The sequence below is a fragment of the Cohnella kolymensis genome (assembly GCF_000829465.1).
Classification (GTDB): domain Bacteria; phylum Bacillota; class Bacilli; order Paenibacillales; family Paenibacillaceae; genus Cohnella; species Cohnella kolymensis.
Genome location: NZ_JXAL01000024.1, coordinates 147,490 through 172,969, shown reverse-complemented (window position 1 = coordinate 172,969; position 25,480 = coordinate 147,490). Strand labels below are relative to the sequence as shown.

The window sequence follows — 25,480 nt, the reverse complement described above, 5'->3', positions numbered from 1 at the left end:
CGTGATTGATCATAAAAGGGAGAGATGAACATGACTGAAAAAACGTTAGATAAAGTGATCGGCGGAAGCTTCGTCATTGACGATCTGGACTTCAATTCTATCGTCACACCGGATGATTTAACCGAGGAGCAGCGCATGATCGCGGACACGACCCGCGAATTCGTGGAAGGTGAAGTGCTGCCGCACGACGAGGAGCTTGAAAAGCTGGACTATGACCTTACCGTGAAGCTGATGAGAAAAGCAGGGGAGCTTGGCCTGCTTGGCGCCGACGTACCGGAAGCTTTCGACGGACTCGGCCTCGATAAAGTAAGCTCCACCCTGATCAGTGAGAAGCTGGCGAAAGCATCTTCGTTCGCGCTTTCCATCGGTGCACATGTGGGTATCGGAACGTTGCCGATCGTCTACTTCGGTACGCCGGAACAAAAGAAAAAGTACTTGCCCGAGCTCGCGAGCGGTACGAAAATCGCGGCATATTGCTTGACGGAGCCTTCCTCCGGATCCGACGCCCTCGGCGCCAAAACGACCGCGGTGCTGACACCGGACGGCAAGCATTACGTGCTGAACGGCGCTAAACAGTTCATCACCAACGCCGGCTTCGCAGATATTTTCATCGTCTACGCGAAAGTGGACGGTAAAGAATTCAGCACCTTCATTGTTGAGAAAACAATGGAAGGCGTGAGCGTAGGTCCGGAAGAGAAAAAGATGGGCATCAAAGGCTCATCCACCCGTCCGCTCATTCTCGAGGATGTTAAGGTGCCGGTCGAGAACCTGCTGTGGGAAGTCGGCAAAGGCCACCTGATCGCGTTCAATATTCTGAACATCGGCCGTTTCAAGCTTGCCGTCGGATGTCTCGGCGGATCTAAAGAAACGGTTGAGCTGGCTGCCAAATACGCGAATGAGCGTACCCAGTTCGGCAAGCCGATTTCATCTTTCCCGCTGATCGGCAAGAAGCTCGCGGAAATGAATCTGCGCACTTACGTGCTGGAAAGCATGGTGTACCGCACAGCAGGATTGTTTGACGCAGGACTAAGCCACATTGACTATAACAGCCCTGAAGCCGGTGTCGAATCCGCCAAAGCCATTGCGGAATACGCGCTGGAATGCTCGATCAACAAAGTATTCGGTTCCGAAGTGCTGGATTTCGCAGCGGACGAAGGCGTACAAATTCACGGCGGATACGGCTTCATTCAGGAGTATAAAGTCGAACGGATTTACCGCGACTCGCGGATTAACCGCATTTTCGAAGGAACGAATGAAATTAACCGCCTGCTCATTCCGGGCACATTGCTTAAGCGCGCGATGAAAGGCGAGCTTCCGCTTATGCAGAAGGCCCAAGCGCTTCAGTCGGAGCTTCTCCAGCTCGTTCCGGGGCAGACGTTCGACGGCACGCTTGAGGAAGAAACGCACCTCGTGTCCATGGCCAAGAAAATTTTCCTCATGGTGGGCGGAACGGCCGTTCAGAAATACCAAGTGAAGCTTGAGCAGGAGCAGGAAGTGCTCAGCCATATGGCTGATATCATGATTCAACTCTATGCGATGGAAAGCGCGCTGCTCAGAACGAAGAAGCTGATGGCCAAGCAAGGAGAAGAAAAGTCGGCGAACGCGATCGAGATGACGACTGTTTTCGTGCATGAAGCGTTCGATGCGATCGAGTCATTCGCGAAAGAGGCTTTGTCTGCAATGGAGTCGGGAGACATCCTGCGCACGCAGCTGTCCGTTCTCAAAAAGCTCACCCGCCGCACGCCGGTGAATTCCGTACAGCTGAAACGACAGATCGCCGCACGGGTCATAAAGTCGGAAAAGTACGTGCATTAACCCTTATTCCAAGAAGAGGTGATGGGTCTTGGCACAGCATCCGTGGTTACTTCATTATCCCAAAGAAGTACCGCCGACTTACCCGTATCCTAAACATAATCTGGCGGAGTTTCTCATCCAGTCTGCGGCGAAATACCCGGCACGCACGGCGCTGCATTTTATGGGCAAGGAAATGACTTACTCCGAACTGCTGACCTGCTCGTACAGGTTCGCGAATGCGCTTCGGAAGTTAGGCGCAAAGAAAGGGGACAGGGTGGCGATTATGCTGCCCAACTGTCCCCAACTGGTGATCGCTTATTACGGTACGCTGCTTGCAGGCGGGATTGTCGTCATGACAAACCCGCTTTACATGCCGCGGGAGCTGGAGCACCAGCTGAAAGACTCGGGAGCTTCGATTGTCGTTACGCTCGATTTGCTGTTTCAGAGGGTGAAGGGTGTCGTTCCGGCTACGGAAGTGCGCCACGTCGTCGTTACTTCCATTAAGGATTACCTGCCATTCCCGAAAAACCTGCTGTATCCGCTGAAAGCGAAAAAAGACGGCTTGAAGCGGGAGGTCGAGTATGGGGACACCGTGCACGCGTTCGTGAAGCTGCTGAATGCTTCGCCAAGCACTTCGGTATATACCGAGGTGGACGCGGAAAATGATTTGGCCTTGCTGCAGTACACCGGAGGCACGACGGGCGTGTCCAAAGGGGTCATGCTGTCGCATCTCAACATCACGGCGAACACCGTACAGAATGGTCTATGGGCATATAAAAGAAGCGAATCGCAAGAACGTTATTTGGCAGCGCTTCCTTTTTTTCATGTGTTCGGGCTGACGGTGCTGATGAACCAAGCCGTCATGTTGGGCGGCTGCATGTATTTGATCCCGAAGTTTGAAGTGTCGCAAATTCTGCAAACGATTGACCGCTTTAAACCGACGGTGTTTCCGGGAGCTCCGACGATGTATATCGCTCTGATCAACCACCCGGACATCTTGAAATACGATCTGTCGTCGATCAATATCTGTGTCAGCGGTGCCGCTCCTCTGCCCCACGAAGTACAGAATAAATTCGAGGAGATAACCGGCGGACGCCTGATCGAAGGCTATGGTTTGACGGAATCGTCACCGGTTACTCATGCCAACAATATTTGGGAGAGCCGCAAGCTCGGCTCCATCGGCATCCCGTTCCCGGATACGTTCGCCAAAATTGTGGACCCGGACTCCGGCGATGAACTTCCTCAAGGCGAGATCGGCGAATTGGCCGTTCGCGGGCCTCAGGTGATGAAGGGTTACTGGAACAGGCCGGACGAGACGGCGAAGGTTCTGAAGGACGGCTGGCTGCGGACAGGCGATATGGCGCGTATGGATGAAGACGGATTCTTCTTTATCATGGATCGGATGAAGGATATGATCATTGCCGGCGGCTTTAACATTTTCCCTCGGGAAATCGAAGAGGTACTCTTCGAACACCCGGCCATTGAGGAAGCTGCTGCATTGGGCGTTCCGGACAAATACCGCGGCGAGACGGTTAAAGCTTATATTGTCTTGAAACAAGGGGAAACCTTGGATGCCAAGGATCTCGAGAAATGGTGCAGGGAACGGCTCGCCGCTTATAAGGTGCCTCATATCTATGAATTCCGCGAAAGCTTGCCCAAGACGATCGCCGGGAAAGTGCTGCGGAGGAAGCTGGTCGAGGAAGACTCGCAGCAGCAGGAGCAGGTCACCAAGTAATAAGCAGACGCGGTTGCAAGCCCGGAAGGAGAAACACGATGGACACTCAAGAACTGCAGCAAGGATTCGAGGATTTGATCGAAAGAGCGAAGCGAACTTTCTGGGGATATCTAGGATGCGAGCTTGTCGAGATCGAAAGGAATAAGGTAACCGTCGCGCTGGATGTGAAGGAGCATCACCTTAATCCGCTTGGGATTCTCCATGGCGGCGTTCACTGCGGTGTTCTGGATTCCGCCATGGGAATCGCCGCAATGGTCGCCCGTCCCAATGAGAACCTGGTCACTTCGAATTTGAACATCCATTTTACTTCGCCGGTTGGCGTCGGCAGAGTCAGTGCCGTGGCCGAGATTGTACACGTCTCAGGTAAGATGGTTACCGCTCAGGGAACGTTGACGGATGAGAACAACAACATATGCGCAATGGCCACCGCGTCGTTCCGGGTCATTGACAAGAAAAAATAATGGTTGGATTCGAGTGACACCTTCGGCTGAAGGTGTCTTTTCGTTATACAGGTATTATGTATGATGGCGCTTTGGCACAGTTTGCGTTAAAATAAGCTGTAACTAAAGGTAAGTACGATCTTTTTTTCCTACATAAAATCCTGTCAACAGCTTTCATGACGAAAGCTGTTTTTCATTTCATTGAATTTGAAAGCGCTTAACGTATATGATTAATACAGAATCCAATATCCAATAATAATGGGTAATGGAAATTAGTGAAGGAGGTTCAATCATGAGTGAGAGGCAACAACAAACCTCTTCCGAGGGAAGCGTAAAAGTTTCCGTTCAGCGTTTCGGAAGATTTCTCAGCGGCATGGTGATGCCTAATATCGGCGCTTTTATCGCTTGGGGACTTATTACAGCGATGTTCATACCGACCGGATGGTTTCCGAACAAAGAATTGGCTGAGCTTGTAGGCCCAATGATCACGTATCTCCTCCCGCTTCTGATCGGATACACCGGCGGGCATATGGTCCATGGTACTCGAGGCGGAGTGGTGGGCGCTGTAGGCACGATGGGCGTAATCGTCGGCGCGGATATTCCGATGTTCCTCGGTGCAATGATTGTTGGACCGGCATCCGCATGGATTCTGAAACAATTTGACAGATCCATCGAAGGCAAAGTGCGTTCCGGCTTTGAAATGCTGGTCAACAACTTCTCTGCAGGCATTATCGGCGGTGCGTTAGCCCTTCTGGCTTTCAAAGGAATCGGCCCGATCGTGCAAGCGATCAGCAAAGGGCTGGCTTCCGGCGTAGACTTCCTGATCGATAACGGACTGCTGCCGCTGGCCAATATTCTTATTGAGCCTGGTAAAGTCCTGTTCCTTAACAATGCCATTAACCATGGCGTATTAAGCCCGATTGCTTTGCAACAAGCAAAAGAAGTCGGTCAATCGGTGATCTTCCTGCTCGAAGCAAATCCGGGTCCGGGGCTGGGTATCCTTCTCGCGTACTGGCTGTTCGGGCGCGGATCAGTGAAACAATCGGCTCCCGGCGCAGTGATCATTCACTTCTTGGGCGGGATTCATGAGATTTACTTCCCTTATATTCTGATGAATCCGCGGTTGATTTTTGCAGCCATTACCGGTGGTGTAGTGGGAAGCTTCACGTTCAATGTGCTGGGCGCAGGGCTGGTGGCTACGCCTTCTCCGGGAAGCATCTTCGCACTGATCGCTATGGCTCCGAAAGGCGGACTGTTACCGGTGCTAGCCGGGGTATTAACCGCGGCTGCGGCATCCTTCCTGGTCGCCTCCGTAATGCTAAAGACGAGCCGCAAAACCGAAGACGAGGATCTCGAGACCGCAACGGAAAAAGTAAAACAAATGAAAGCCGAATCGAAAGGCGCGCCGGCTTCAGCAGCGGCAGGAGCCGTTAAAGCGAACGGCGATGTCAATAAAATCGTGTTTGCCTGCGACGCCGGTATGGGATCAAGCGCCATGGGCGCCTCCATTCTTAGAAAAAAACTGACGAAGGCAGGCATTGCGGTCACCGTGACGAATGCCGCGATCAGTGAAATTCCGTCGGATGCGGATATCGTTATCACGCAGAAGACACTGACCGACAGGGCAAGATTAAAAGCACCGAATGCGGAACACATTTCGATTGACGACTTTGTCAAAAGCCCGGAGTACGATGTGCTCGCCGAACGTCTGGGTAAATAGAGAATAGCAGAAGATGCAACGCTGACGGCTCGTTCGTCGGCGTTTCGTCCATTTTGTCAGGCGGAGGATGCCGGTATTGAGAGTGTCCAACAGACAGCGCCGCTTATTGGAAGTGCTGCTGAACCGGCAGGATGAAATCACCGCCGGCCAGATCGCGGAAGAGATACACACCAGCACCAGAACGGTTCATCGCGAGCTGCAGGAGCTTGAACCGCTGCTATCTTCTTATGGATTATCGCTGGTGAAGAAATCCGGAATCGGCATCATGATTGGCGGAAGTAAAGCGGATCTAGCCGGATTTAAACAATCGCTGAACGAATCGGAGACGGTTACCTACTCGCCGGAGGAGCGCAAAGTGCTCCTCATTTGCCGTCTGTTGGAGGAGGATGCACCGGTCAAGCTGTTTGCGCTTGCCCATTATTTGCATGCCGCTATCCCCACCGTAAGCCACGATTTCGATGAAATCGAGCCTCAGCTGTATCACAGCGGGTTGGCTTTGATCAGGAGACGCGGCTACGGCGTAGAGATTGAAGGTCCCGAATCTTCGAAACGCCGGTTTATAGCGCGTTTGGCGCAAGAGTTTCTGGACCATTCGGATCTTTTCGGTGCGACACACGGACAATCTTCAAAATGGCCCGTAACCCGGAAACTGCTGACAATGGTAGGTGTAGACAACTTTTTTGCCATTGAAAAAACGCTCTGGGATTGGGAGGACGAGTGGCCGAACCGTCTATCCGAGACAGCTTATACTCATCTGCTGATCCAACTGTCCGTAGCGATTTCGCGCATGCAGCGCGGACATTGGATCCTGAGTTCCGAGCAGCCGGCCGCAGCAGACAAGGAGCAGGATGACCCTCGCTTGAATCGGCTGGCTGCGCCATTCGGCCTCGAGCTGCCGGAGGGAGAAAAGGCATATTTGCTAAAGCTGCTCGACGGCGGTGAAGAGAAGGCGTCCGATGCTTCCGGCGTGCTGCTGGAAAAGTACGGCTTAATGCTTGCCGAGACAGCGGTTGATCTCATTCGTTCAGTAGATGAACATATGGACATTCCGTTCACGAAGGACCGCTCGCTGCTGGACGGCTTGATCCGGCATATGGGGCCGGCCTTGGAGCGGTTACGCAGAGGCGAAGTCATTCGTAATCCGCTTCTTCCGCAGATTAAAAAGGATTATGAATCTTTGTTCGCGGCAGTGCGGGCTGGTGTTGACCAAACCGTGCGGGACGCGGTCGTCCCGGATGAAGAGATCGGTTATATCGTGATGCATTTCGGCGCTTCCGTCGAGAGGTTGAACCTTTTTCCAAGAAGCATTAAAGCCTTGCTTGTGTGCACAAGCGGTATCGGCTCATCAAAACTGCTAGCGGTCCGCATCAACAAAGAAATTCCGCAAATCGATCTGATCGGGCATTACTCGTGGTATGAAGCGGCGCGCATTCCGGAGGAACGTTACGACCTGATCATTTCTACGGTAGATCTTCAGTTGGCCCCGGATCGTTATATCAAACTCAGTCCGCTGCTCACCCGTGAGGAGACTGAAAGACTCAAATCATACATTCGTAAAATAACGCTGAAAAAAGTACCTGCCGCGGAACCTGCCGCACCGGCGGATCATGGGCCATGGGACCGGATCAAGCTGATGCATGGATATGCTTTGGCTGCGATTCAACTGTTAGATCGGTTTGCCGTTTATCGGCTTGATATAGAGCCTGGCGAACGTCATTTGGAAAATGTGGTAACCGAGATGGTTGGCATTGTGTCGTCAACGGGCAACATAGTCGAAGAGGACACCGTCATCCGGCAACTGATCAATAGAGAAAAGCAGGGCAGCCAGATCATCCCGGATACACAGCTGGCGCTTTTTCATACACGAAGCGAATCGGTCCGGCAACCTGTTCTATGCTTATTCCGCCTGAATGTTCCTCTCCTGCTGGGAGAAGAACAAGCGGCCGCAGATGTGTCACACATTCTGCTTATGCTGGCCCCTGGGGAAATTGATAAACCGAGCTTGGAAGTGCTGAGCGAAGTGAGCGCAATGCTGCTGCAGCCTGAGATGGTGGAACTCCTCAAAGCCGCGGAGACGGAGAGGATCAAAGCTTTCATTTCCCGTGAGCTAGAAGCTTTTATAAAGTCTAAATTGGAATGGAGAGAACACTCATGAGCATACTGACCAAAGAAAAAGTGAAACTGAATGTGAAACCCGGCGATAAAACCGAAGCGATACGAATCGCAGGACAACTGTTGGTTGAAGCGGGACATGTGCCGGCGGAATATGTAGATAAAATGCTTGAACGGGAGAACACTTCCTCAACGTATCTGGGCGGCGGTCTCGCTATGCCTCATGGCACCAATGATTCAAAAAGTTTAATCCGTTCGACAGGAATGTCCGTTCTGACTGTCCCGGACGGTGTCGATTTTGACGGGGAAACGGCGAATTTGATTATCGGGCTTGCAGCGGTTGGAGACGAACATCTCGAGATTCTCTCGAGTGTCGCCGTTCTGGTCTCCGATGAAGACGATATGCAGCGGATCTTGCAGGCGAAATCCGAGGCGGAATTGATCGCGATCTTCGAAGAGGGGATGGAAGCATGAAGGCCGTTCACTTCGGAGCCGGGAATATCGGCAGAGGCTTCATCGGTCTGCTGCTCTCTAAATCCGGTTATCAGGTACAATTCGTGGATGTTAACGATCAGTTAGTTGACCTGCTTAAGCAGCGCGGAGAATATACAGTGACACTGGCCAATGAGCAAGGCGACACTATCGTAGTTGAGAATATCACTGCTATTAACGGCAAAGATCTGGACGCCGTGGCGAAGGCCGTTGCGGAAGCTGATTTGGTAACGACGGCAGTCGGCGTGAACATCTTGAAATTTATTGCCGAAGGTATCGCCAGAGGCATTAAGCTGCGGGTGGCGGATTCGGCCTATCCTCTTCATATCATTGCATGTGAAAATGCGATCGGCGGCAGCTCCCAGCTGAAGGAGCATGTTTACTCCCATTTATCGGAGGAGATCAGGCAGCGGGCGTCATCGAGCGTTGCGTTCCCGAATGCCGCGGTGGACCGGATCGTTCCTCTTCAGCAGCATGAAGACAAGCTTCACGTTACGGTAGAACCTTTCTTCGAATGGGTGGTGGACCGTTCCGCCATGCTGCCTGGGTTTCATGAGATCGAGGAAGTCGATTATGTCGACAACCTGCAGCCTTATATTGAACGGAAATTGTTCACCGTGAATACGGGTCATTGCACCGCGGCTTACCACGGATTTCTCAAAGGATATGGCACTATACAGGATGCGATGAAAGACAAGGCGCTGGCGGCTGAGGTCAGGGAAACACTTGGCGAGACGGGAGCGGCATTGGTCAGGGAGTACGACTTCAATCAGGCGGACCATAACCAATACATTGACACAATCATCGAGCGCTTCAGGAACCCGCATTTGACGGATGAAGTCGTCCGAGTCGGCCGCTCGCCGATCCGCAAGCTGTCTCCGAACGACAGGCTGGTGCGCCCTGCGCTTATGGCACACGCTCACGGCATGCAAGTACCGCACTTGGCCAGAGCGATGGCAGCCGCTTTGTTATTTGATTATCCCGAAGACCCGGAATCTGTAGAGTTGCAATCAACCATTAAGGAACATGGGGTCCAAGCGGCCATTACGAAATATACGGAGATACCGGAGACGCATCCCGTTCACGAGCTAGTCGTGGCGGCATACGAATCGTTGAAACACCGGGATTAACGGCAAAGGAAGTGTTGAAAGATGATGAATCAGTTGTTGAAAGGCATTGCAGCTTCGCCGGGGTTAGCTATTGCTAAAGCTTTTGTGCTTAAGTCCGAAGAATATACCCCTGTTCAAACCACTGTGGGCAATCCTGAACTCGAAGCGGAAAGGTTTATGAACGCGGTGAATCAAGCTCGTGCGGAGCTTGAGCAAATTCGGGCATCAACAGAGGAGAAACTTGGCGCGCATGAGGCGCAAATTTTCGAAGGCCATTTGTTAATCCTGGAGGATCCCGATCTGATTGACGTCATTGTGGACAGAATCAAGACGGAATCCGTGAACGCCGAGTTCGCGCTTTATGAGGTGTCGCAGTCTTTCATCGACATGCTTAATCAGATGGAGGATGAGCTGCTGCGGGGGCGTGCGGTCGACATTCAGGATGTGACCGGGCGTGTGATGAACAGGCTGCGGGGGACGGACAGCGGGAATTTGTCGCAAATGACGGAGCCGTGCATCATCATTGCCGAGGATTTGACGCCATCGGACACCGCGCAGTTAAATCTTCAAGCAGTCCAAGGTTTTATCACCGAAATCGGCAGCCGCACCTCGCACTCTGCCATTATGGCGAGATCATTGGATATCCCGGCAATTGTAGGAGCGGGAGCCGGTATCCGCAATATTCAGCCAGGCACCATGGTGGTGATGGATGCTTCCGAAGGAGTCATTGTGGTGGATCCCGGTGTTGACGAGCTTGCCGGCTACCAGGAGAAGAAACGAGAATATGACCGGCGCAAATCCGTGCTGGCACAGTGGGTAAATCGGACGACTGCTTCCAAAGACGGTAAGCTGGTTGAGTTGGCTGCGAACATCGGTAAACTGGAAGACGTGCAGAAGGCGCTGGATAACGGTGCGGAAGGCATCGGTTTGTTCCGGACCGAGTTTTTGTACATGGGCCGCAGCCAGCTTCCGACTGAAGATGAGCAGTTCAACAGTTATAAATATGTGCTTGAGAAAATGGAAGGAAAGCCCGTAGTCATCCGCACCTTGGATATCGGCGGGGATAAGGAGCTGCCCTACATGGATTTGCCGAAGGAAAGCAATCCGTTCCTGGGCCAAAGAGCGCTCCGGCTTTGTCTTGACCGCCCGGATCTTTTCCGTACGCAATTGCGTGCGCTGCTTCGTGCCAGCCGATATGGAAATCTGAAAATCATGTTCCCTATGATTGCCGTTCTGGATGAACTGCTGGAAGCTAAACGCATTCTGCAGGAAGAGAAACAGAAGCTGGCTGCGGAAGGCGTGGAGTTGGCTGAGCGTATCGAAGTCGGCATGATGATCGAAGTTCCTGCAGCGGCTATATCAGCTCACGTATTCGCCAAGGAAGTCGACTTTTTCAGCATCGGAACCAACGACCTCATTCAATATACGATGGCTGCCGATCGCATGAACGAAACGGTATCTTACCTTTACCAGCCATGCCATCCTTCGATTCTGCTGCTCATTCGTATGGTCATTGATGCTGCAAAGCAAGAAGGGAAATGGGTCGGCATGTGCGGTGAAATGGCAGGGGACGAAACCGCGATCCCGTTGCTGCTGGGCATGGGGCTCTACGAATTCAGCATGAGTGCAGGCTCGATCCTTCCGGCCCGGGAACTCATCGCTCGGCTTTCACAGTCCGAATGGTCCGGTCTAGCTGAGCAGGCGCTTACGATGCACGGACAGCAGGAAATTCAAGCCTTCGTTCAGAACAACAAGAAAGGAGAGCAATAACATGATTACGAAATCATTCACGATTATTAATCCGACGGGCTTTCACGTCCGTCCGACGAAAACTTTCGTCCAAACCGCCAGCCAGTTCCCTTGTAAGGTGAACGTCATCAACAAAGGTAAAAAGGTAAACGGCAAAAGCTCCTTGAGCATGCTCACCTTGGGCATCGCCACCGGCGATGAGGTCACATTGGAGATTGACGGCGAGCAAGAAGCGGAAGCTATGGAAGCGCTGGGCAAGCTGCTTGTAGAAGTCCACGAATAGTCAGTTCCATATAAAGCGAAGCCTTAGTCCACGTTGGACTAAGGTTTTTTTGCATTTACCCCTTGCCTGTAAGTTGGTAAAATATGTAACGTAGTACCACCATCTTAAGCGCAGAATAAATTCCTGAAAAGAGGTGATGTTTCCAATGATCATCGCCACATGGAACTGTAATATGGCATTTCGCAAAAAGGCATCCCACATGATGAACATAAAACCGGATATATTAGTGGTTCAGGAATGCGAGCATCCGGATCGGCTGACCTTTGAAAGTCCATTTTCTGAACCGTTGCACAAATTATGGTTTGGGGACAACCAAACAAAAGGGCTTGGCATTTTCGCTTACTCCGATTTTAGACTTGAACTTCATAACAGCTACGATGCCAATCATAGATACATCGTTCCCATCAAGGTCAGCGGCGCTGTCGATTTTAATCTGCTCGCTGTCTGGGCAATGGACGATAAGCTCAACCGGAGAAACAGATATGTCGGACAGGTCTGGAATGCGGTCAATCACTATTCGCATATCGGTGACAAAACCGTCATCGCCGGTGATTTTAACAGTAACGCTATTTGGGATAACGAGAGCTCGCTTCGGTCAGGCAACAATTTTTTTTACATCGCAAAACCGACAGGCCATACCACATCGACTACTGTTTCCTTTCAGAGGAATTTGTGAACATACTGGATGCAGTAACAATAGGAGAGTACGCAGATTGGATCAAATACAGCGACCATATGCCCGTTTATATTAAATTGCGCTGTTAAAGCGCCAGGCAGGTGTTAAATTGATAAACCGAGTCCTTACTTTTTTTAATTGCCATCGTTATTCTATGTGGTTGTAGAAGCGATTCTGTAGAAGATGCGTTCTATTCCAAGCATGAAGAGAATGAGATACTGCATATTCACCGGGATCATGGAGGTGCTGTCGTGTTCTATCAAGCCCCTTTCGACAATGGTACGGGCATCGGGGCTGCGATCATCGAGGGGGATGATCACAACGGTTGGGACTATTTAAAGTCCTCAGCAATATATATGCCAGGCTTCATGCTTAATAGTGACAGGGTTAATTATATTGAGGATCCTGCTGTACGTTTGTTTTACGGTGTTCTTGACGACCCAAGTGCGGAAAGAATCATTTTCGAAAATAAATACGACAAGCAGCAAGAGGCGCAGATTGTAGATACAAATTGGAAAAGGATATGGTTTGCTTATGTAGCCGTACCAAATGAGCTCAAATTTAAAATACTAGATAAAGACAGTAATATTTTATTTAAAGTGCCGGCCGCCGGCGGTTAAATGCTGAATGGCGCTGCCGGATGAATTAAGCCGCCAATTATAACTCGGAGTTGATTAATATGGCTAAAATCTGGTAGTTTTGAGGTAAATGACAAAACAAGGGAGAGGTTGACCGAAATGAGAACATTACATAAAGAAATTGTAGTATCAGAAAGTAAGGAGTTAATTTGGTATGCATGGACGATATCTGAGCGGGTAAGTCAATGGTTCGCACCGGCAGCCAACATAGATCCGCGAGTGGGAGGCGCATTTGAACTGTTTTTTATCCCAGGCAATAAAGAACAGATGAACACTAAAGGTTGTAAAATTACCTCTTTGTCACCGATGGAACAGCTATCTTTCACATGGAAGGGACCGGATGATTTTGCAGGTCTCATGAATTCATCAGACTCACTTACCGAGGTGCAAGTACGCTTTACGCAAGCGGGAGACAAAACGACAAATGTAACTATCGAGCATACGGGTTGGGGCACAGGCGAACAATGGGATAAAGCGTTTCAGTGGCACGAGATGGCATGGACGCAGGTATTAAACAGTTTAAAAACAGCTTTGGAATCAGGTGAGGGAGAATTGTGCTGTTCGCCAGGTCAATCTGCATCATAATTGCGCGATGTCTACCTATCTTTTTCTGCCGATGACAGAGGAATATGCCGCCTTGATCTCGCATTGGAAGTATGACGAACCATACTCAGTCTACAGTATGGATGGCAGTAAGGAATGTATCACTGAATTACTAAATTGTGAGTATTATTATGCTTTGCATGAGCAGAATGGGTTATTCGGCTACGTCTGCAAAGGCGAGTCAGCGCGTGTGCCGGGCGGATATGGCGCCGGTATCTATAACGACAGTATCTATGTGGATATTGGACTGGGCCTGAGACCGGACATCACAGGACAAGGCAAGGGGTTGGAATTTTTGATACTCTGTATGCATTTTTTACGAGAACAATTCAATATCCACCACTTTCGGTTGGTTGTGGCAAGCTTTAACGAACGTGCGATAAAAGTTTATGAACGTGCCGGTTTTGTGAAGGGAATTACTTTTCAGAGTAACGTAGATGGTCAGGACATGGATTTTACGGTAATGCGCTACACTTACTCGACAACATAGGAGACTCATATAAACCGCATTCTGGGTTTTGTCCTTGTTGAAATATATCCAACTTTAAATAAACCGGTGGAGCAACAGCTCCGCCGGTTTATTTCATTATTTGCCGTTATCGTAGTTAAGTAGAGTTGTATAATGCTCTGCTGGATTGCCCTATATTTCAGATAGCTTCTAAGATCTCGCTCAAATCTGGCCACTCACCACATCTGATTCTATCTACTGACACCATGATCGGCCATATAGATGGTTGCTGATTTATACTGCAGAAACCAAGGGATGAAGGGGGTAAATCAAAAAGTTCCGAGTTCGGCGAACGCTTGCTCTACCAAGGTGTAAAACTCATTTAGAAGGAGTGAAAAAATCAAATGAACTGGAAAAAATTCCGTATACAGATCTCATTCGGCATGGCACTGTTGATAACGCTTTCATTCGCATTGCCTGTACAGGCAGCAGGTCCAACAAGCACCGGCGAAAAAGTCGATCTCAAGTCCAACTCTCCGCAGATTATGGCCGTGAAGGTAGATCCAAAGGTACAGAAACAGTTCGAAACTGATCAATACGTCACTTTCCTTGTCAAAATGAAAGAGCAGGCGGATCCCCAAGTTGCTGCGCACAAAGCGCGGCAGCAAGCGACAGCCGACAAAGTTACACCTTCTGCGGCCAAGCTGGCTATGCGAAACTCCGTTGTGAGCACACTGCGCGAGACGGCCTCCCGTACCCAGTACAACCTGGAATTATATTTGAAGAAAGCGAAAGGCAAAGGAGAAGTAAAAGATTACAAGAGCTTTTTTATCGTTAACTCAATGGCGATTACGAGTACAAAAGAAGCGATGGAGCAAATCGCACAGCTCCCCGAGGTCGACAAAATTCTGCCTAACCAGGAACGCTTTCTCGACAAGGTGGAGAAAAGCCAGGCAAGCAGCTTCACGACGGCCGGTGCCCAACCGAGCAGTGTGGAATGGAACATCGCGCAAGTGCATGCTCCGGAGGTTTGGGCAATGGGAATTGACGGTACAGGCATAGTCGTTGCCAACTTGGACACAGGAGTGGAGTATTCTCACCCGGCCCTGAATCGCAAATGGCGGGGACTCGATGCGTTGGGCAATGTTTCACATCCCGAATTAAGCTGGTACGATGCGCATAGTCACTCGCCGCTGCCAGCGGATGGCCACGGCCACGGCACTCACACAATGGGTACGATGGTAGGCTCCGAAGCGGACGGCGTTAACCAGATCGGCGTTGCTCCAGGGGCTAAATGGATCGCTGTACGTATTTTCAACCCTAGTACGACAGATGCCATTATTCTGGATGCAGGACAATGGCTGCTTGCCCCGGTGGATTCCGAAGGGAATCTCCATCCTGAGCTGGCGCCTGATGTAGTGAATAATTCTTGGGGCGGCGGTCCAGGAATCGACGAGTGGTTCCGCCCAATCGTGCAGGCGTGGCGTGCCGCGCAGATTTTTCCTGAGTTTTCTGCGGGCAACGTCACCGCCACCAACCCCGGTGGACCAGGTTCCGTAGCGAACCCCGCCAACTATCCGGAATCGTTCTCCACCGGTGCGATCGATATTAACGGTAACTTGGCGAATTTCTCTCTCCAGGGACCATCTCCATACGGTGAGATGAAACCGGAAGTGTCGGCTCCGGGCGTAAATGTGCGCTCATCCGTTCCCGGCGGTTATGAAGGCGGCTGGAACGGCACTTCGATGGCTGGCCCGCATACCACAGCGACTGCAGCGCTCTTGCTTCAGGCCAACCATTCTCTAACGGTGGATCAATTGGAACAGATCATCACGACTACGGCGACTCCACGCACAGATGGCCAGTTTCCTGAAGCTCCGAACAACGGTTACGGGTATGGGCTCGTGAACGCCTTTAACGCCGTTGGTTCCGTTATAAGCGGAATCGGTACCGTCACCGGAAAAGTGACGACATCGGGTGACGACGATGAACCGCCGGTACTGGATCATACGCCGCTGGCCGTCGTATACACAGGCTTTGACGTACCGTTGACGGCTCATGTCACGGATAACGTCGGCGTCACCGCGGTCGAGGCGTTTGCCAAAATTGTCGGCACGGATCAATATGTATACCTGCCTATGGAACGCATTTCAGGTGATGCGAAAGACGGTATGTATCAAACATCGTTACCGGCATTTCTGCTTGATTCAGCCGGGTTGGAGTACTACATCCGGGTAAACGATTACGGCAACAACGGATTTGAATCCCCGAAATACCGAGTCATTGTCTCCAATGGTGTCCAGCCTGGTTATATGCAGGATTTTGAAACCAATTTCGACGGGTTCAGCACAGGCGGTGATCATAATACCTGGGAGTGGGGCATTCCGACAAGCGGACCGGGCTCCGCGGCATCGGGACAAAAGTTGGCAGGCACTAACTTGGATGGACCGTATGATCCTAACTCGAATGCTTACTTGCTGGCGCCTCCGATTGACCTGTCAGCCGGTACGCAAGGCGTCGCTTTGTCCTTCAAACATTGGTTTGATCTTGAAACTGGTTTTGATTCGGGCGTCGTTTACATCGCTTCGGAGGACAACAACTTCACTTTCGTTCCCAAAATGCAATTCACCGGCAGCAGCCAAGGCTGGAAGACGCAATTCATAGACTTGAACGAATACGCCGGCCAACGGATTTATGTGCTGTTCAATCTGTTTTCGGATGGTTCTGTCCAACGGGCGGGCTGGTACATCGACGATCTGACCGTTCTGGCTCCGGATTCAACTCCTCCGGCAGTTCCAGCCAATTTGACGGCTTCGTCGGATCCGACCGGCAACGTTGTGCTTGGCTGGTCGCCTTCTGCGGACGCAGACTTCAAACAATATGCGGTATATCGGTCCACACTGCCGGGTGCGGGCTATGACTTGCTTGGAACCACGACGGCAACGGTTTATACCGACAGTACTGTGGCAGACGGAACCACCTATTATTACACGGTAGCCGCGCAAGACTATAGCGGTAACGAAAGCGGCAAATCGAACGAAGTTTCCATTACGGTTCAACGCTCTATCCCGATCTTCAGCGATAACTTCGATGGAAGCACGGATAACGGTTGGATCCATCAGGGGACGAATGACGTATGGGAACGCGGCGCGCCGGCTTCGCCCGGACCGACAAATGCCGTAACGCCTCCGAATGTGTGGGGCACCGATCTCGACGGTAATTACCTGAGCGGCAGCAATTTTTCTCTCGAATCCCCGACCATTGATCTGACTGCGGCATCGACAGCCGTGCTTACATTCGATCACTGGTATAGTTTTGAAACCGGATGGGATTTCGGCCGCGTAGAAATAACCTCAAATGGCGGAAGCTCCTGGACGGAACTGGGCAAATTCTCACACGTCAGCAACGGAATGCAATGGACTCCCGTCTTCTTTGACCTAGCGCCTTATGCAGGGCAGCAGATTAAAGTTCGTTTCAGAGTGACATCCGACAACAGCGTTGTAAAAGCCGGATGGTACATCGACAACTTCCAGGTGCTGCCGACTACAGCGCCTGCGACAACACCCGATGTACTGCCTGATTTCGGCGAAACAGCAAAACCGAAACCCATCTACGGCGATCTACTGTTCAAATTAACGAAAACAGGTAAAGACAATTTCATAGAAAAGAAGCCGACAGGCGATGTTGTGCTGCAAAGTTTACCTGTTGGAGCGTCTGTGACGGTCGTTGAAACCGGTGTCTCCACTCAATCGGATATGTCTACCGGACAGTACAGCTTCATGCATGTCGCAGGCGATTACCACCTTAAGGCCGAAACATACGGCTACTATCCACAAACTGCGCCTGTAACGATCACTGACAACGCAGCAGTGACAGCCAATTTCAAACTGCAGCCGATCCCTCATGGTCGTGTTGCCGGCGTGGTCACAGACGAACGCTCGCATGAGCCTATTGCCAATGCCACAGTGTTTGTGATGGAAGATGCAAGGATAACTCCCGTGCGGACCGGCGCGGACGGAGCATTTACATTGGATGTGTTGGAAGGAACGTATACAGTGGCGGTTTCCGCGCCTGATTATTACAACAAATCGGTAACGGTGACGGTTCCTCCGAACGAAAGTGTGGAAGCGAATGTTGCCCTGAAACCCTTTGTTGGATTTGCGGGCGACATCGGGTATGACGACGGTACGGCGGAAAACGCTAGAGCATTCAATGCGGCAAACAATGCATGGGCGGTTAGAATGACTCCGCAAGCGGGAACCGCTCAGGTCACCGGCGCGTCGTTGCGTTTCTGGAATACGGAATGGCCGCAGCCGGGCGGAACAGCGTTCCAATATGCGGTATTTGACGCATCAGGCGCTGGCGGAGCACCCGGACGGATGCTGGCAGGTCCGTTCGACGGTACCGCTCTCCGCAACGGGCAGTGGACGTCCGTCAGCCTGGCGGATCCCGTTGTCGTACAAGGCGATTTCTACATCGTATACATTCAGACAGCCGCCTATCCGAATACACCCGGACTGGGGACGGACGAAGACGGAACCAACGCCGAACGCAGCTGGCAGAGAGTGGGCGGAGTGTGGGGCCAATCGCCGCTTGACGAAGGCAACTACATGATTCGCGCGATCGTTCGATATCCGGTGAACGCTCCGGTTATTGCATCGCCGGCTCCGAATTCATTTACGAACCAAACCTCCATAACCGTCACGGGCAGTTCCCCTGCAAACGGCGCGACCGTTAACATTTACAACGGAACGGAGTTGGCAGGCAGCGGCACGGTGGCTGAAGGACAGTTCAGCATTCCCGTATCACTACAGCCAGGGCAGAATCAACTGACTGCTGAAGCGGTAGTTAACGGCAAATCGACCGACCGGTCCGAGCCTGTGATTGTTACATTGGATCAAACAGTTCCAGAGTTGACGGTAACCGCTCCGGCGGATGGATTCAAAACAAATGTGGAAATGGTATACGTCGAAGGATCTGCAAGCGATGAGCACCTCGGAGAGATTACGGTTAACAATGAACAAGTGAATCTCAGAGCCGACGGCACGTTCTCTCATCGCATTCTCGTTAATGAAGGTGACAACTTCATTACCGTCACCGCCAAAGACCGTGCCGGAAATGAAACGACAGTCACCCGATCGGTTGTTGTGGTACTTGATCTGCCGGAAATCACCAACATCTCTCCTGCCAGCGATGTCCATATAACAGCAGGGGGTACGTTACAGGTTTCCTTTGATAGCGCACCCGGCTTGCATGGCTCGTTCAGGGTTGAGCTCCCGCTGGCTCCAAGCGCTGCCGGAAGCAATGAAGTGTTGATGACGGAAACGTCATCGGGTCACTACGAAGGAACTTATACGACACCGGAGTCTCTCGTTGTTAACGGCGGCGTCATCGTTATCCGGGTTCGGGATGACGCGGGTAACGAAGTGGAAGTGCAGGCGCCTGGCAAATTGTATGTATCAGGACAGCCGAAACCTCCATCTAACGCAGATCCGGTTGCAGTCATCACAGCTCCTGGTTCTGCAAAACCGAAGAAACCTGTGACATTCGACGGTTCTCTCTCAGGAGATGTGGATGGAACGATTGCCAGCTACGAGTGGAGATTTAGCGATGGAGGCACTGCTTCCGGAGCAAGCGTAAATCACACATTCTCGAGAGCCGGCTCCTACAGCGTGACCTTAACCGTGACGGACAACGCCGGCGCAACGAATTCCATCACGCATACGATTGTTGTAAAGTAAGTTCGATCTTATACCAGTAATAAACAATGCCGCCCGGCGATAGGGCGGCATTGTTTATTATTTTTGGCTCTGTTAACTCTGATTGTTGATTTCTGCCCAAAATAAAAACGCCCTTATTATTGGGTGTTTAATGCTGAACTATCGTTCCCCCGTTAGTGAGTATCTTTCAATCGAGTTCTTTCTTAAAAGACAAAATAAAAGCGGTTTCATTTTCATTAGTATCCAACAGTATATCACCATCATTTTTTTTGCATAATTTGTTTGCATATCGTTAAGCCCAGCCCAGTCCCTGATGATTTATTGGTTATAAATGGTGTGAATAATAAATCTTTTATCTCGTCAGGGATCTTTGGACCATTGTTAGATATATATAGATACACATTATCATCATCCTCTTTCATTGACAGTGTGATTTCTTTTTTTATGGGAAACTTCAAGTAACGCATCAGCTGCATTGTTTAATAAATTTGAAATTACTTGTTGTATGCCCTTCTTTTTGCACCCTGATAATTTTATCCTTTTTAAATTTTTTTTTTACAAACATAACATCTTCTTGTATTAATCGCGGATTTAACATGGATAGAACTGAATTAATAATTTGTATTAAAGAGATGTTTTCGTACGATTCATCATGTTTTACATTCCTGGAAAAACTGAGAAAACCCGTAATTTGCATATTAATAGTCTCAAATTCATCTTCAATAATTTTTAAATAATTAGCAATCTTTTGGTTCATTTCAGATGAAATGTTTTGTTTAATGAGTTTTAAAAATCCCTGAATGGAGGTAAGAGGATTTCTGATCTCATGAGCCATACTGGCTGCCATTTTGCCAATCAGAGTTAAGCGCTCACTATGTAGCTCGTTAATTTGCTTCTCTTTTTCCAATATAACATTCCGAGTCATGTTCCAATAATTTTCACGAGCATGCTTCTCAAATAAATCCATCCTATATATGTACTTTTTTTATAAGTTGATAGATGTCAATCTGATTCTCTATGGCAACCATTTCGACAGTTTCAAGAATAATTTTTCTCCAAATGTTTGTAGTAATTAGAATATATTCAATATAGTTATACCGATCCAGTGAAATTTTGGACCATTTGGGTATAGAATTAAAAATTGGATGGTCGTCCGCAAGGATTTCTAATTTCATTATATAATCTAAATAATTATCAATATTTTCATCTGAGTCTAGAGGCAGATCGGGATAAATTTCACGAACTTCCCGAGACCATCTTTTCGATAAGGTCGCTTTGTGGCTTAACATGATTGAAACATACTCATTATTCATTATTAAAGCCACCGCCTTATTACGGACTAATTCGACAAATATTAGCCGAATACCTTTAAATCATATATGTTAATAAAATAATTCATATTTGGTTTGTTTCGCATAACTGTCCTTTAATTCAAGAACATATATCGATAAAAGACAAGAAATTGTATCGGATCCTCTCTTACACACAACCGAACCGCTCTTCAACTCATCAGTGCAAATTACAGTCGACGGCCTTAACATCAAAAAGCTGCCGGAGCGAGTTTTGACCGGTCAGGTAGAGAGATTCCTCTTCCATCCGTCACAGACGGCACTTTCGCTACACCAGGAAGAATATTACAATAGAAATATTTAAATTACGGCAGCAGGTGGGTGAGCGACACAGCCCGCCGGTTCGAACACATATAAGTTGTCTCAAATATCAGGACAGCCTTGCGAACTAAAAGGAAGCGTATTGATGTAACTTTCCATGTAGGCCCAATCCGGCTCACCTTTCGAGGTCACAGGCAAGCGGATAACCGACTAAATAATCAACAACAAAGTTTAACAGAGCCTTATTTTTAAGAATATAATCGTCCTTCGAGTCCTACCCCGGCCGCAGGAATTCGCTGTATAATAACCTTTGGGTTGCGAAATTTCCAAATAAAGTGCATTCAGGGGGCGAATCATGAAAACAAATGTTCGGCCCAATGCGAAAGCGGGGAAGAGAGGCTACCCAAGTCAGTGGGAAGGCCCCGCAACAGGGTGGGATTCATACTTTTACAGTGATTTTGATGGTGTGGGTGAACTATACAATGAATTTGTCTCAAAGGGTGCATTAATTGCGTATGAGCCACAAATTGAAACGATGGGAGATAAGCAGTGGAAATTCACATTTTAACGACTTGACTGACACTATATATTGATGGTAAACTCAGTCCCATAACTAAATATTGTGAAGAAATCGGTGTTTCTAGCATTCGCATGCTAAGAGACTTAATAGGGAAGTTCGGTGTAAAACCGACGCGGTCCCGCCACTGTAATGGGGAACGTGATGCATTTGTCCACTGGCCGTCGGCCGGGAAGGCGCATCCACGTGAAGAACCTAAGCCAGGAGACCTGCCGTTTCTTGAACACTAATGACCTACGGGAGATAGGGAGGTGTTGAGATGGGGCGGCAGGGTTGCCACCCGTTAACCGAGTACAACTTGGCATTTCGACGTTTTCTATAAACGTTGGGATGCTTTTTTTATTGCGAAATGGAGGAAAAATGGAATGATAGTTGTCAAAAGAAACGGTCAAACGGAAGAAATGCAATTTGCGAAATTCAAGAAAGTGATCGACTATGCGATGGATGGCAGCGGACTGTCCGACATTGAGATGGAAGAAGCCCTGTTGCCGCAGCTGAAGGACAGAATGTCGACAAAGCAGATTCAGCGCATTCTGATCCAGACCGCCACCGAGAAAATTTCGGTGGAACAGCCGCAATGGGAGAAGGTAGCAGCGAAGCTGTATCTGTATGATCTGTACAAGGAGGCGGCGGTGAACCGCGGTTATGGGAGTAAATCGTTCGGGTACGGAAGCTTTTATGACCTCGTGCAGATGCTGACTCAGCTGGGCTTATACGGAGCATATGTGCGCAAAGCTTATAAGAAGTCGGAGATTGAAGAACTGGGCCGGTACATCAAGCCGGAAAGGGACGAGTTGTTCACCTATGTCGGAGTGAAGACGCTTGCCGAACGTTACTGCGTGCGGGGCTTCAACAAGGAGGTCTACGAGCTGCCGCAGGAGGCTTTCATGGGAGTTGCGATGGCCATTGCCGCGGCGGAGAAACCGGGGGACCGGGTGCGCTGGGCCAAAGAGTTCTATGATGTCATGTCTCTCCTGCAGATGACGGCGGCGACACCGACGATGTCGAATGCGCGAAAGCCGTATAACCAGATGTCGAGCTGCTTTATCGGCACAATGGATGATTCTCTCGAATCCATTTTTCACGTTGTGGATCAGTTCAGCCAGGTGAGCAAGTACGGCGGGGGAATGGGAATTTACATAGGTAAGGTGCGGGCCGCAAACTCGGATATACGAGGATTCAAAGGGACAAGCGGCGGCGTCATTCCGTGGGCTCGCATTATCAATGACACTGCGGTTGCTTGCAATCAGCTCGGTATGCGCAGCGGCGCGGTCAGTGTTACATTGGACATTTGGCATCGGGATATCTGGGAGTTTCTGAATTTGAAAACGAATAACGGGGATGAACGCCGTAAAGCACATGATATTTTTCCTGCGATATCCATACCGGACGTTTTTATGCGGCAGTTAAAGAAAGAAACACGTGTCAGGGACGGCAAGTTTTACTTGATGTGTCCGCATGAAATCCGCAGCGTGATGGGCTGGAGTCTGGAGGATTGCTACGATGAAACCGAGCAAGGGGAATTCACCCGGCGTTATTGGCAGTGCGTTGACCACCCCGATTTGAAGAAAGAAGAAGTGCTTGCTATAGATCTGTTGAAGGCGATCATCAAATCCGATACGGAAACCGGCACGCCCTTCCAGTTCTATCGCGATTCGGTTAACCGGATGAATCCGAACAAGCACGCAGGAATGATTTACTCCAGTAACTTGTGTATGGAAATCAATCAGAACATGTCCGCAAGCGGTCCGGTCGAAAGACGCATAAGCAAGGATCGGGACGGCAATGAGTATGTGGCGGAAACGAGAAGAAGCGGGGACTTTGTTGTCTGCAATCTCGGATCTCTGAATCTTGGACGGCTGCAAGACGAGCAAAGTATAGCCAAGGTTGTGCCGGTCGTTATTCGCATGCTCGACAACGTCATTACGGTTAACCATCTGCCGGTGAAGCAGGCGGAACAGACGAACAGCAACTATCGGTCAATCGGACTCGGCACCTTCGGTTACCATCATATGCTGGCCATACAGGGAATTCAGTGGGAATCCGAAGAGCATGTCGCATTCGCCGACCGGATTTACGAAGCGATCGCCTATCACGCCATAAAGGCGAGCTGCGATCTGGCGAGGGAGAAGGGGGCTTATCCGCTTTTCTCAGAGTCGGAATGGGCAACGGGCGCCTACTTTGAGCGGCGTGAGTATACGAGCGAGAGATGGAAAGCACTGGCTGCGGATGTCGCGGCGTGCGGGCTGCGGAACGCTTATCTGATGGCTGTAGCTCCGAACGGCTCCAGTTCGCAGTATGGCGGCTCCACGCAAAGCATCGATCCGATATATGCGAGATTTTATTTGGATGAAAAGAAAAACGCCGTAATCCCGATCATCGCGCCCGATTTGAATGCCGACACCTTCTGGCTGTATAAGGAGGCGCATCTGATCGACCAGAGTTGGAGCATCCGGGCATGCGCGGCCCGGCAGCGGCATATCGACCAGTCTCAAAGCTTCAATCTTTATATTACTCCGCAAACGAAAGCAGCCGACATTGCCCAATTTTATGTATCCGCATGGGAACAGGGTGTGAAGACGCTGTATTATACGCGCAGCCGAAGTGTGGAGGTAGAAGACTGTGCGGCTTGCTCCGCTTGACAGTATATTTCGTAGGAGGATAATCGCATGCAAACGCTGAATCCCAAAGCGCTCTTCAATCCCGACGCCGATACCCGTGAATCCGGCAGGACACTGATCGGCGGCGAGACGACCAATCTGATGATGTTAAGCAACAACAAGTACCGGTGGAGCTTTCCGCTATACAAAACGATGATGCAAAACTTTTGGATTCCCGAAGAAATTTCGCTGGGGCAGGACAAGCTTCATTACGATCGGCTGGAACCGGCCGAGAGGGAAACTTTCGACAAGGTCATCTCGTTTCTCGTGTTTCTCGATTCTCTGCAAACCGTCAATCTGCCGAACATTAACGAGTACGTCACACTGCCTGAAGTCAATCTGCTGCTGAATATCCAAACCTATCAGGAAGCTTTGCACTCTCAGAGCTACGGCTACATTTTGGAAAGCATCGTAGGCGCACAGCGGCAGCGGGAGATTTACGAAATAGCCATTAAGGATCCCTATCTGCTGCGGAGAAACCGTTATATCGCCGATTGCTATCAGGAATTTATCGATGAACAGACCGAGAAGGGCTTTGCCAAAGTCATGATGGCGAATTACATTCTGGAAGGCATTTATTTCTATGCGGGTTTCTCTTTCTTCTATAATCTTGCACGATTTGGAAAAATGACGGGAGTCGGTACGGAGATCAAATATATTAACCGCGATGAATTGACGCATCTTGCGCTGTTCCAGAATATGTTCCGGGAGCTTCGCAGTGAGTGTCCGGGCATATTCACACCTGCATTCGAAGAAGAGCTTCGGGATATGATGAGGCGGGCGGTTGCACATGAGATCGAATGGGGTGAATATGCTTTCGGCGACCGAATTCAAGGCTTGAATAGCGGCCTCATACGAGACTATATCCGCTATTTGTCAAATTTCAGGCTTGAAGCAATTGGACTGACGCCGCTGTATCCCGAGGAGGTGGAGGATCCGCTGCCGTTCATTCGCCAATTCACTCAATTTAATCAGACAAAGACGGACTTTTTTGAGGAAAAGGTTATCAATTATGCAAAGGGAGGATCCGATCTCGATCTGGATGCCCTTGATGATTTCGAACTTTGAAAATTAGCTGAAAAGAAGGAGGAGTGCGCTGATAAAAGCGACTCCT

General features: G+C 49.9%; 20 protein-coding genes and 1 riboswitch. Of the genes, 17 read left to right on the top strand and 3 right to left on the bottom strand.

Annotated features, from left to right (window positions below; genetic code table 11):
• Window positions 1-30: 30 nt before the first annotated feature.
• The 14 genes from SD71_RS15885 (at window position 31) to SD71_RS15820 (ending at window position 19,540) form a co-directional block, all read left to right on the top strand.
• The gene (locus SD71_RS15885) at window positions 31-1,815 is read left to right on the top strand and encodes an acyl-CoA dehydrogenase family protein (RefSeq protein ID WP_041061540.1); all 1,785 of its coding nucleotides are present in this window, start codon (window positions 31-33) and stop codon (window positions 1,813-1,815) included.
• 28 nt (window positions 1,816-1,843) lie between these two features.
• A complete protein-coding gene (locus tag SD71_RS15880) occupies window positions 1,844-3,529 on the top strand; it encodes an AMP-binding protein (protein ID WP_041061538.1) in 1,686 nt (561 codons plus the stop codon).
• A gap of 38 nt (window positions 3,530-3,567) precedes the next feature.
• The gene (locus tag SD71_RS15875; RefSeq protein WP_041061535.1) at window positions 3,568-3,990 is read left to right on the top strand and encodes a PaaI family thioesterase; all 423 of its coding nucleotides are present in this window, start codon (window positions 3,568-3,570) and stop codon (window positions 3,988-3,990) included.
• A 271-nt stretch (window positions 3,991-4,261) separates the two neighbouring features.
• Window positions 4,262-5,689, top strand: coding sequence for a PTS mannitol transporter subunit IICB (locus tag SD71_RS15870; RefSeq protein WP_041061532.1), 1,428 nt, complete (start codon window positions 4,262-4,264; stop codon window positions 5,687-5,689).
• 82 nt (window positions 5,690-5,771) lie between these two features.
• Window positions 5,772-7,844: a BglG family transcription antiterminator gene (locus SD71_RS15865; protein ID WP_235427030.1), complete on the top strand. Its 2,073-nt coding sequence runs from the start codon at window positions 5,772-5,774 to the stop codon at window positions 7,842-7,844.
• Entirely contained in the window at window positions 7,841-8,275 is a 435-nt protein-coding gene (locus SD71_RS15860) for a PTS sugar transporter subunit IIA (RefSeq protein WP_041061526.1), read from the top strand. The genes SD71_RS15865 and SD71_RS15860 overlap by 4 nt, the downstream gene beginning before the upstream one ends.
• Window positions 8,272-9,423 (top strand): mannitol-1-phosphate 5-dehydrogenase, encoded by a 1,152-nt coding sequence (locus tag SD71_RS15855; RefSeq protein WP_041061522.1) that lies wholly within the window; start codon window positions 8,272-8,274, stop codon window positions 9,421-9,423. The genes SD71_RS15860 and SD71_RS15855 overlap by 4 nt, the downstream gene beginning before the upstream one ends.
• A gap of 24 nt (window positions 9,424-9,447) precedes the next feature.
• On the top strand, window positions 9,448-11,172 hold the full coding sequence (gene ptsP / locus SD71_RS15850; protein WP_041061620.1) for a phosphoenolpyruvate--protein phosphotransferase: 1,725 nt from the start codon (window positions 9,448-9,450) through the stop codon (window positions 11,170-11,172).
• A 1-nt stretch (window position 11,173) separates the two neighbouring features.
• The gene (locus SD71_RS15845; RefSeq protein ID WP_041061519.1) at window positions 11,174-11,434 is read left to right on the top strand and encodes an HPr family phosphocarrier protein; all 261 of its coding nucleotides are present in this window, start codon (window positions 11,174-11,176) and stop codon (window positions 11,432-11,434) included.
• Window positions 11,435-11,570: 136 nt separating this feature from the next.
• Window positions 11,571-12,110: an endonuclease/exonuclease/phosphatase family protein gene (locus SD71_RS15840; protein WP_326998714.1), complete on the top strand. Its 540-nt coding sequence runs from the start codon at window positions 11,571-11,573 to the stop codon at window positions 12,108-12,110.
• A 251-nt stretch (window positions 12,111-12,361) separates the two neighbouring features.
• Window positions 12,362-12,730: a hypothetical protein gene (locus SD71_RS15835; RefSeq protein ID WP_041065147.1), complete on the top strand. Its 369-nt coding sequence runs from the start codon at window positions 12,362-12,364 to the stop codon at window positions 12,728-12,730.
• A gap of 117 nt (window positions 12,731-12,847) precedes the next feature.
• Complete coding sequence (locus SD71_RS15830; RefSeq protein ID WP_041061513.1) at window positions 12,848-13,333, top strand: SRPBCC family protein; 486 nt, start codon at window positions 12,848-12,850, stop codon at window positions 13,331-13,333.
• A gap of 7 nt (window positions 13,334-13,340) precedes the next feature.
• The gene (locus tag SD71_RS15825; protein WP_041061510.1) at window positions 13,341-13,841 is read left to right on the top strand and encodes a GNAT family N-acetyltransferase; all 501 of its coding nucleotides are present in this window, start codon (window positions 13,341-13,343) and stop codon (window positions 13,839-13,841) included.
• A gap of 362 nt (window positions 13,842-14,203) precedes the next feature.
• Window positions 14,204-19,540 (top strand): S8 family serine peptidase, encoded by a 5,337-nt coding sequence (locus SD71_RS15820; RefSeq protein ID WP_041061507.1) that lies wholly within the window; start codon window positions 14,204-14,206, stop codon window positions 19,538-19,540.
• Window positions 19,541-19,779: 239 nt separating this feature from the next.
• Here SD71_RS15820 and SD71_RS26290 read toward each other — a convergent pair whose 3' ends face one another.
• Genes SD71_RS26290 through SD71_RS15810 form a run of 3 tightly spaced genes read right to left on the bottom strand, consistent with a single transcriptional unit; the run spans window position 19,780 to window position 20,832 of the window.
• A complete protein-coding gene (locus SD71_RS26290; RefSeq protein ID WP_407637552.1) occupies window positions 19,780-19,986 on the bottom strand; it encodes an ATP-binding protein in 207 nt (68 codons plus the stop codon).
• Window positions 19,986-20,486, bottom strand: coding sequence for a histidine kinase dimerization/phospho-acceptor domain-containing protein (locus tag SD71_RS22385; RefSeq protein WP_052476309.1), 501 nt, complete (start codon window positions 20,484-20,486; stop codon window positions 19,986-19,988). Before SD71_RS22385 ends, SD71_RS26290 begins: the two co-directional genes overlap by 1 nt.
• A gap of 1 nt (window position 20,487) precedes the next feature.
• Window positions 20,488-20,832 carry a hypothetical protein gene (locus SD71_RS15810; protein WP_041065144.1) on the bottom strand — a complete coding sequence of 115 codons (345 nt, stop codon included), beginning with the start codon at window positions 20,830-20,832 and terminating at the stop codon, window positions 20,488-20,490.
• 652 nt (window positions 20,833-21,484) lie between these two features.
• On the opposite strand from SD71_RS15810, the gene SD71_RS15805 reads away from it, so the two are divergent.
• The 3 genes from SD71_RS15805 to SD71_RS15795 all read left to right on the top strand — a co-directional run bounded on the left by SD71_RS15805 (window position 21,485) and on the right by SD71_RS15795 (window position 25,434).
• Complete coding sequence (locus SD71_RS15805) at window positions 21,485-21,697, top strand: hypothetical protein (protein ID WP_041061499.1); 213 nt, start codon at window positions 21,485-21,487, stop codon at window positions 21,695-21,697.
• A 47-nt stretch (window positions 21,698-21,744) separates the two neighbouring features.
• Window positions 21,745-21,937, top strand: a riboswitch (cobalamin riboswitch).
• Between the two features lie 134 nt (window positions 21,938-22,071).
• On the top strand, window positions 22,072-24,348 hold the full coding sequence (locus SD71_RS15800) for a ribonucleoside-diphosphate reductase subunit alpha (RefSeq protein WP_041061496.1): 2,277 nt from the start codon (window positions 22,072-22,074) through the stop codon (window positions 24,346-24,348).
• Between the two features lie 27 nt (window positions 24,349-24,375).
• Window positions 24,376-25,434 (top strand): ribonucleotide-diphosphate reductase subunit beta, encoded by a 1,059-nt coding sequence (locus tag SD71_RS15795; protein ID WP_041061491.1) that lies wholly within the window; start codon window positions 24,376-24,378, stop codon window positions 25,432-25,434.
• Window positions 25,435-25,480 lie beyond the last annotated feature (46 nt).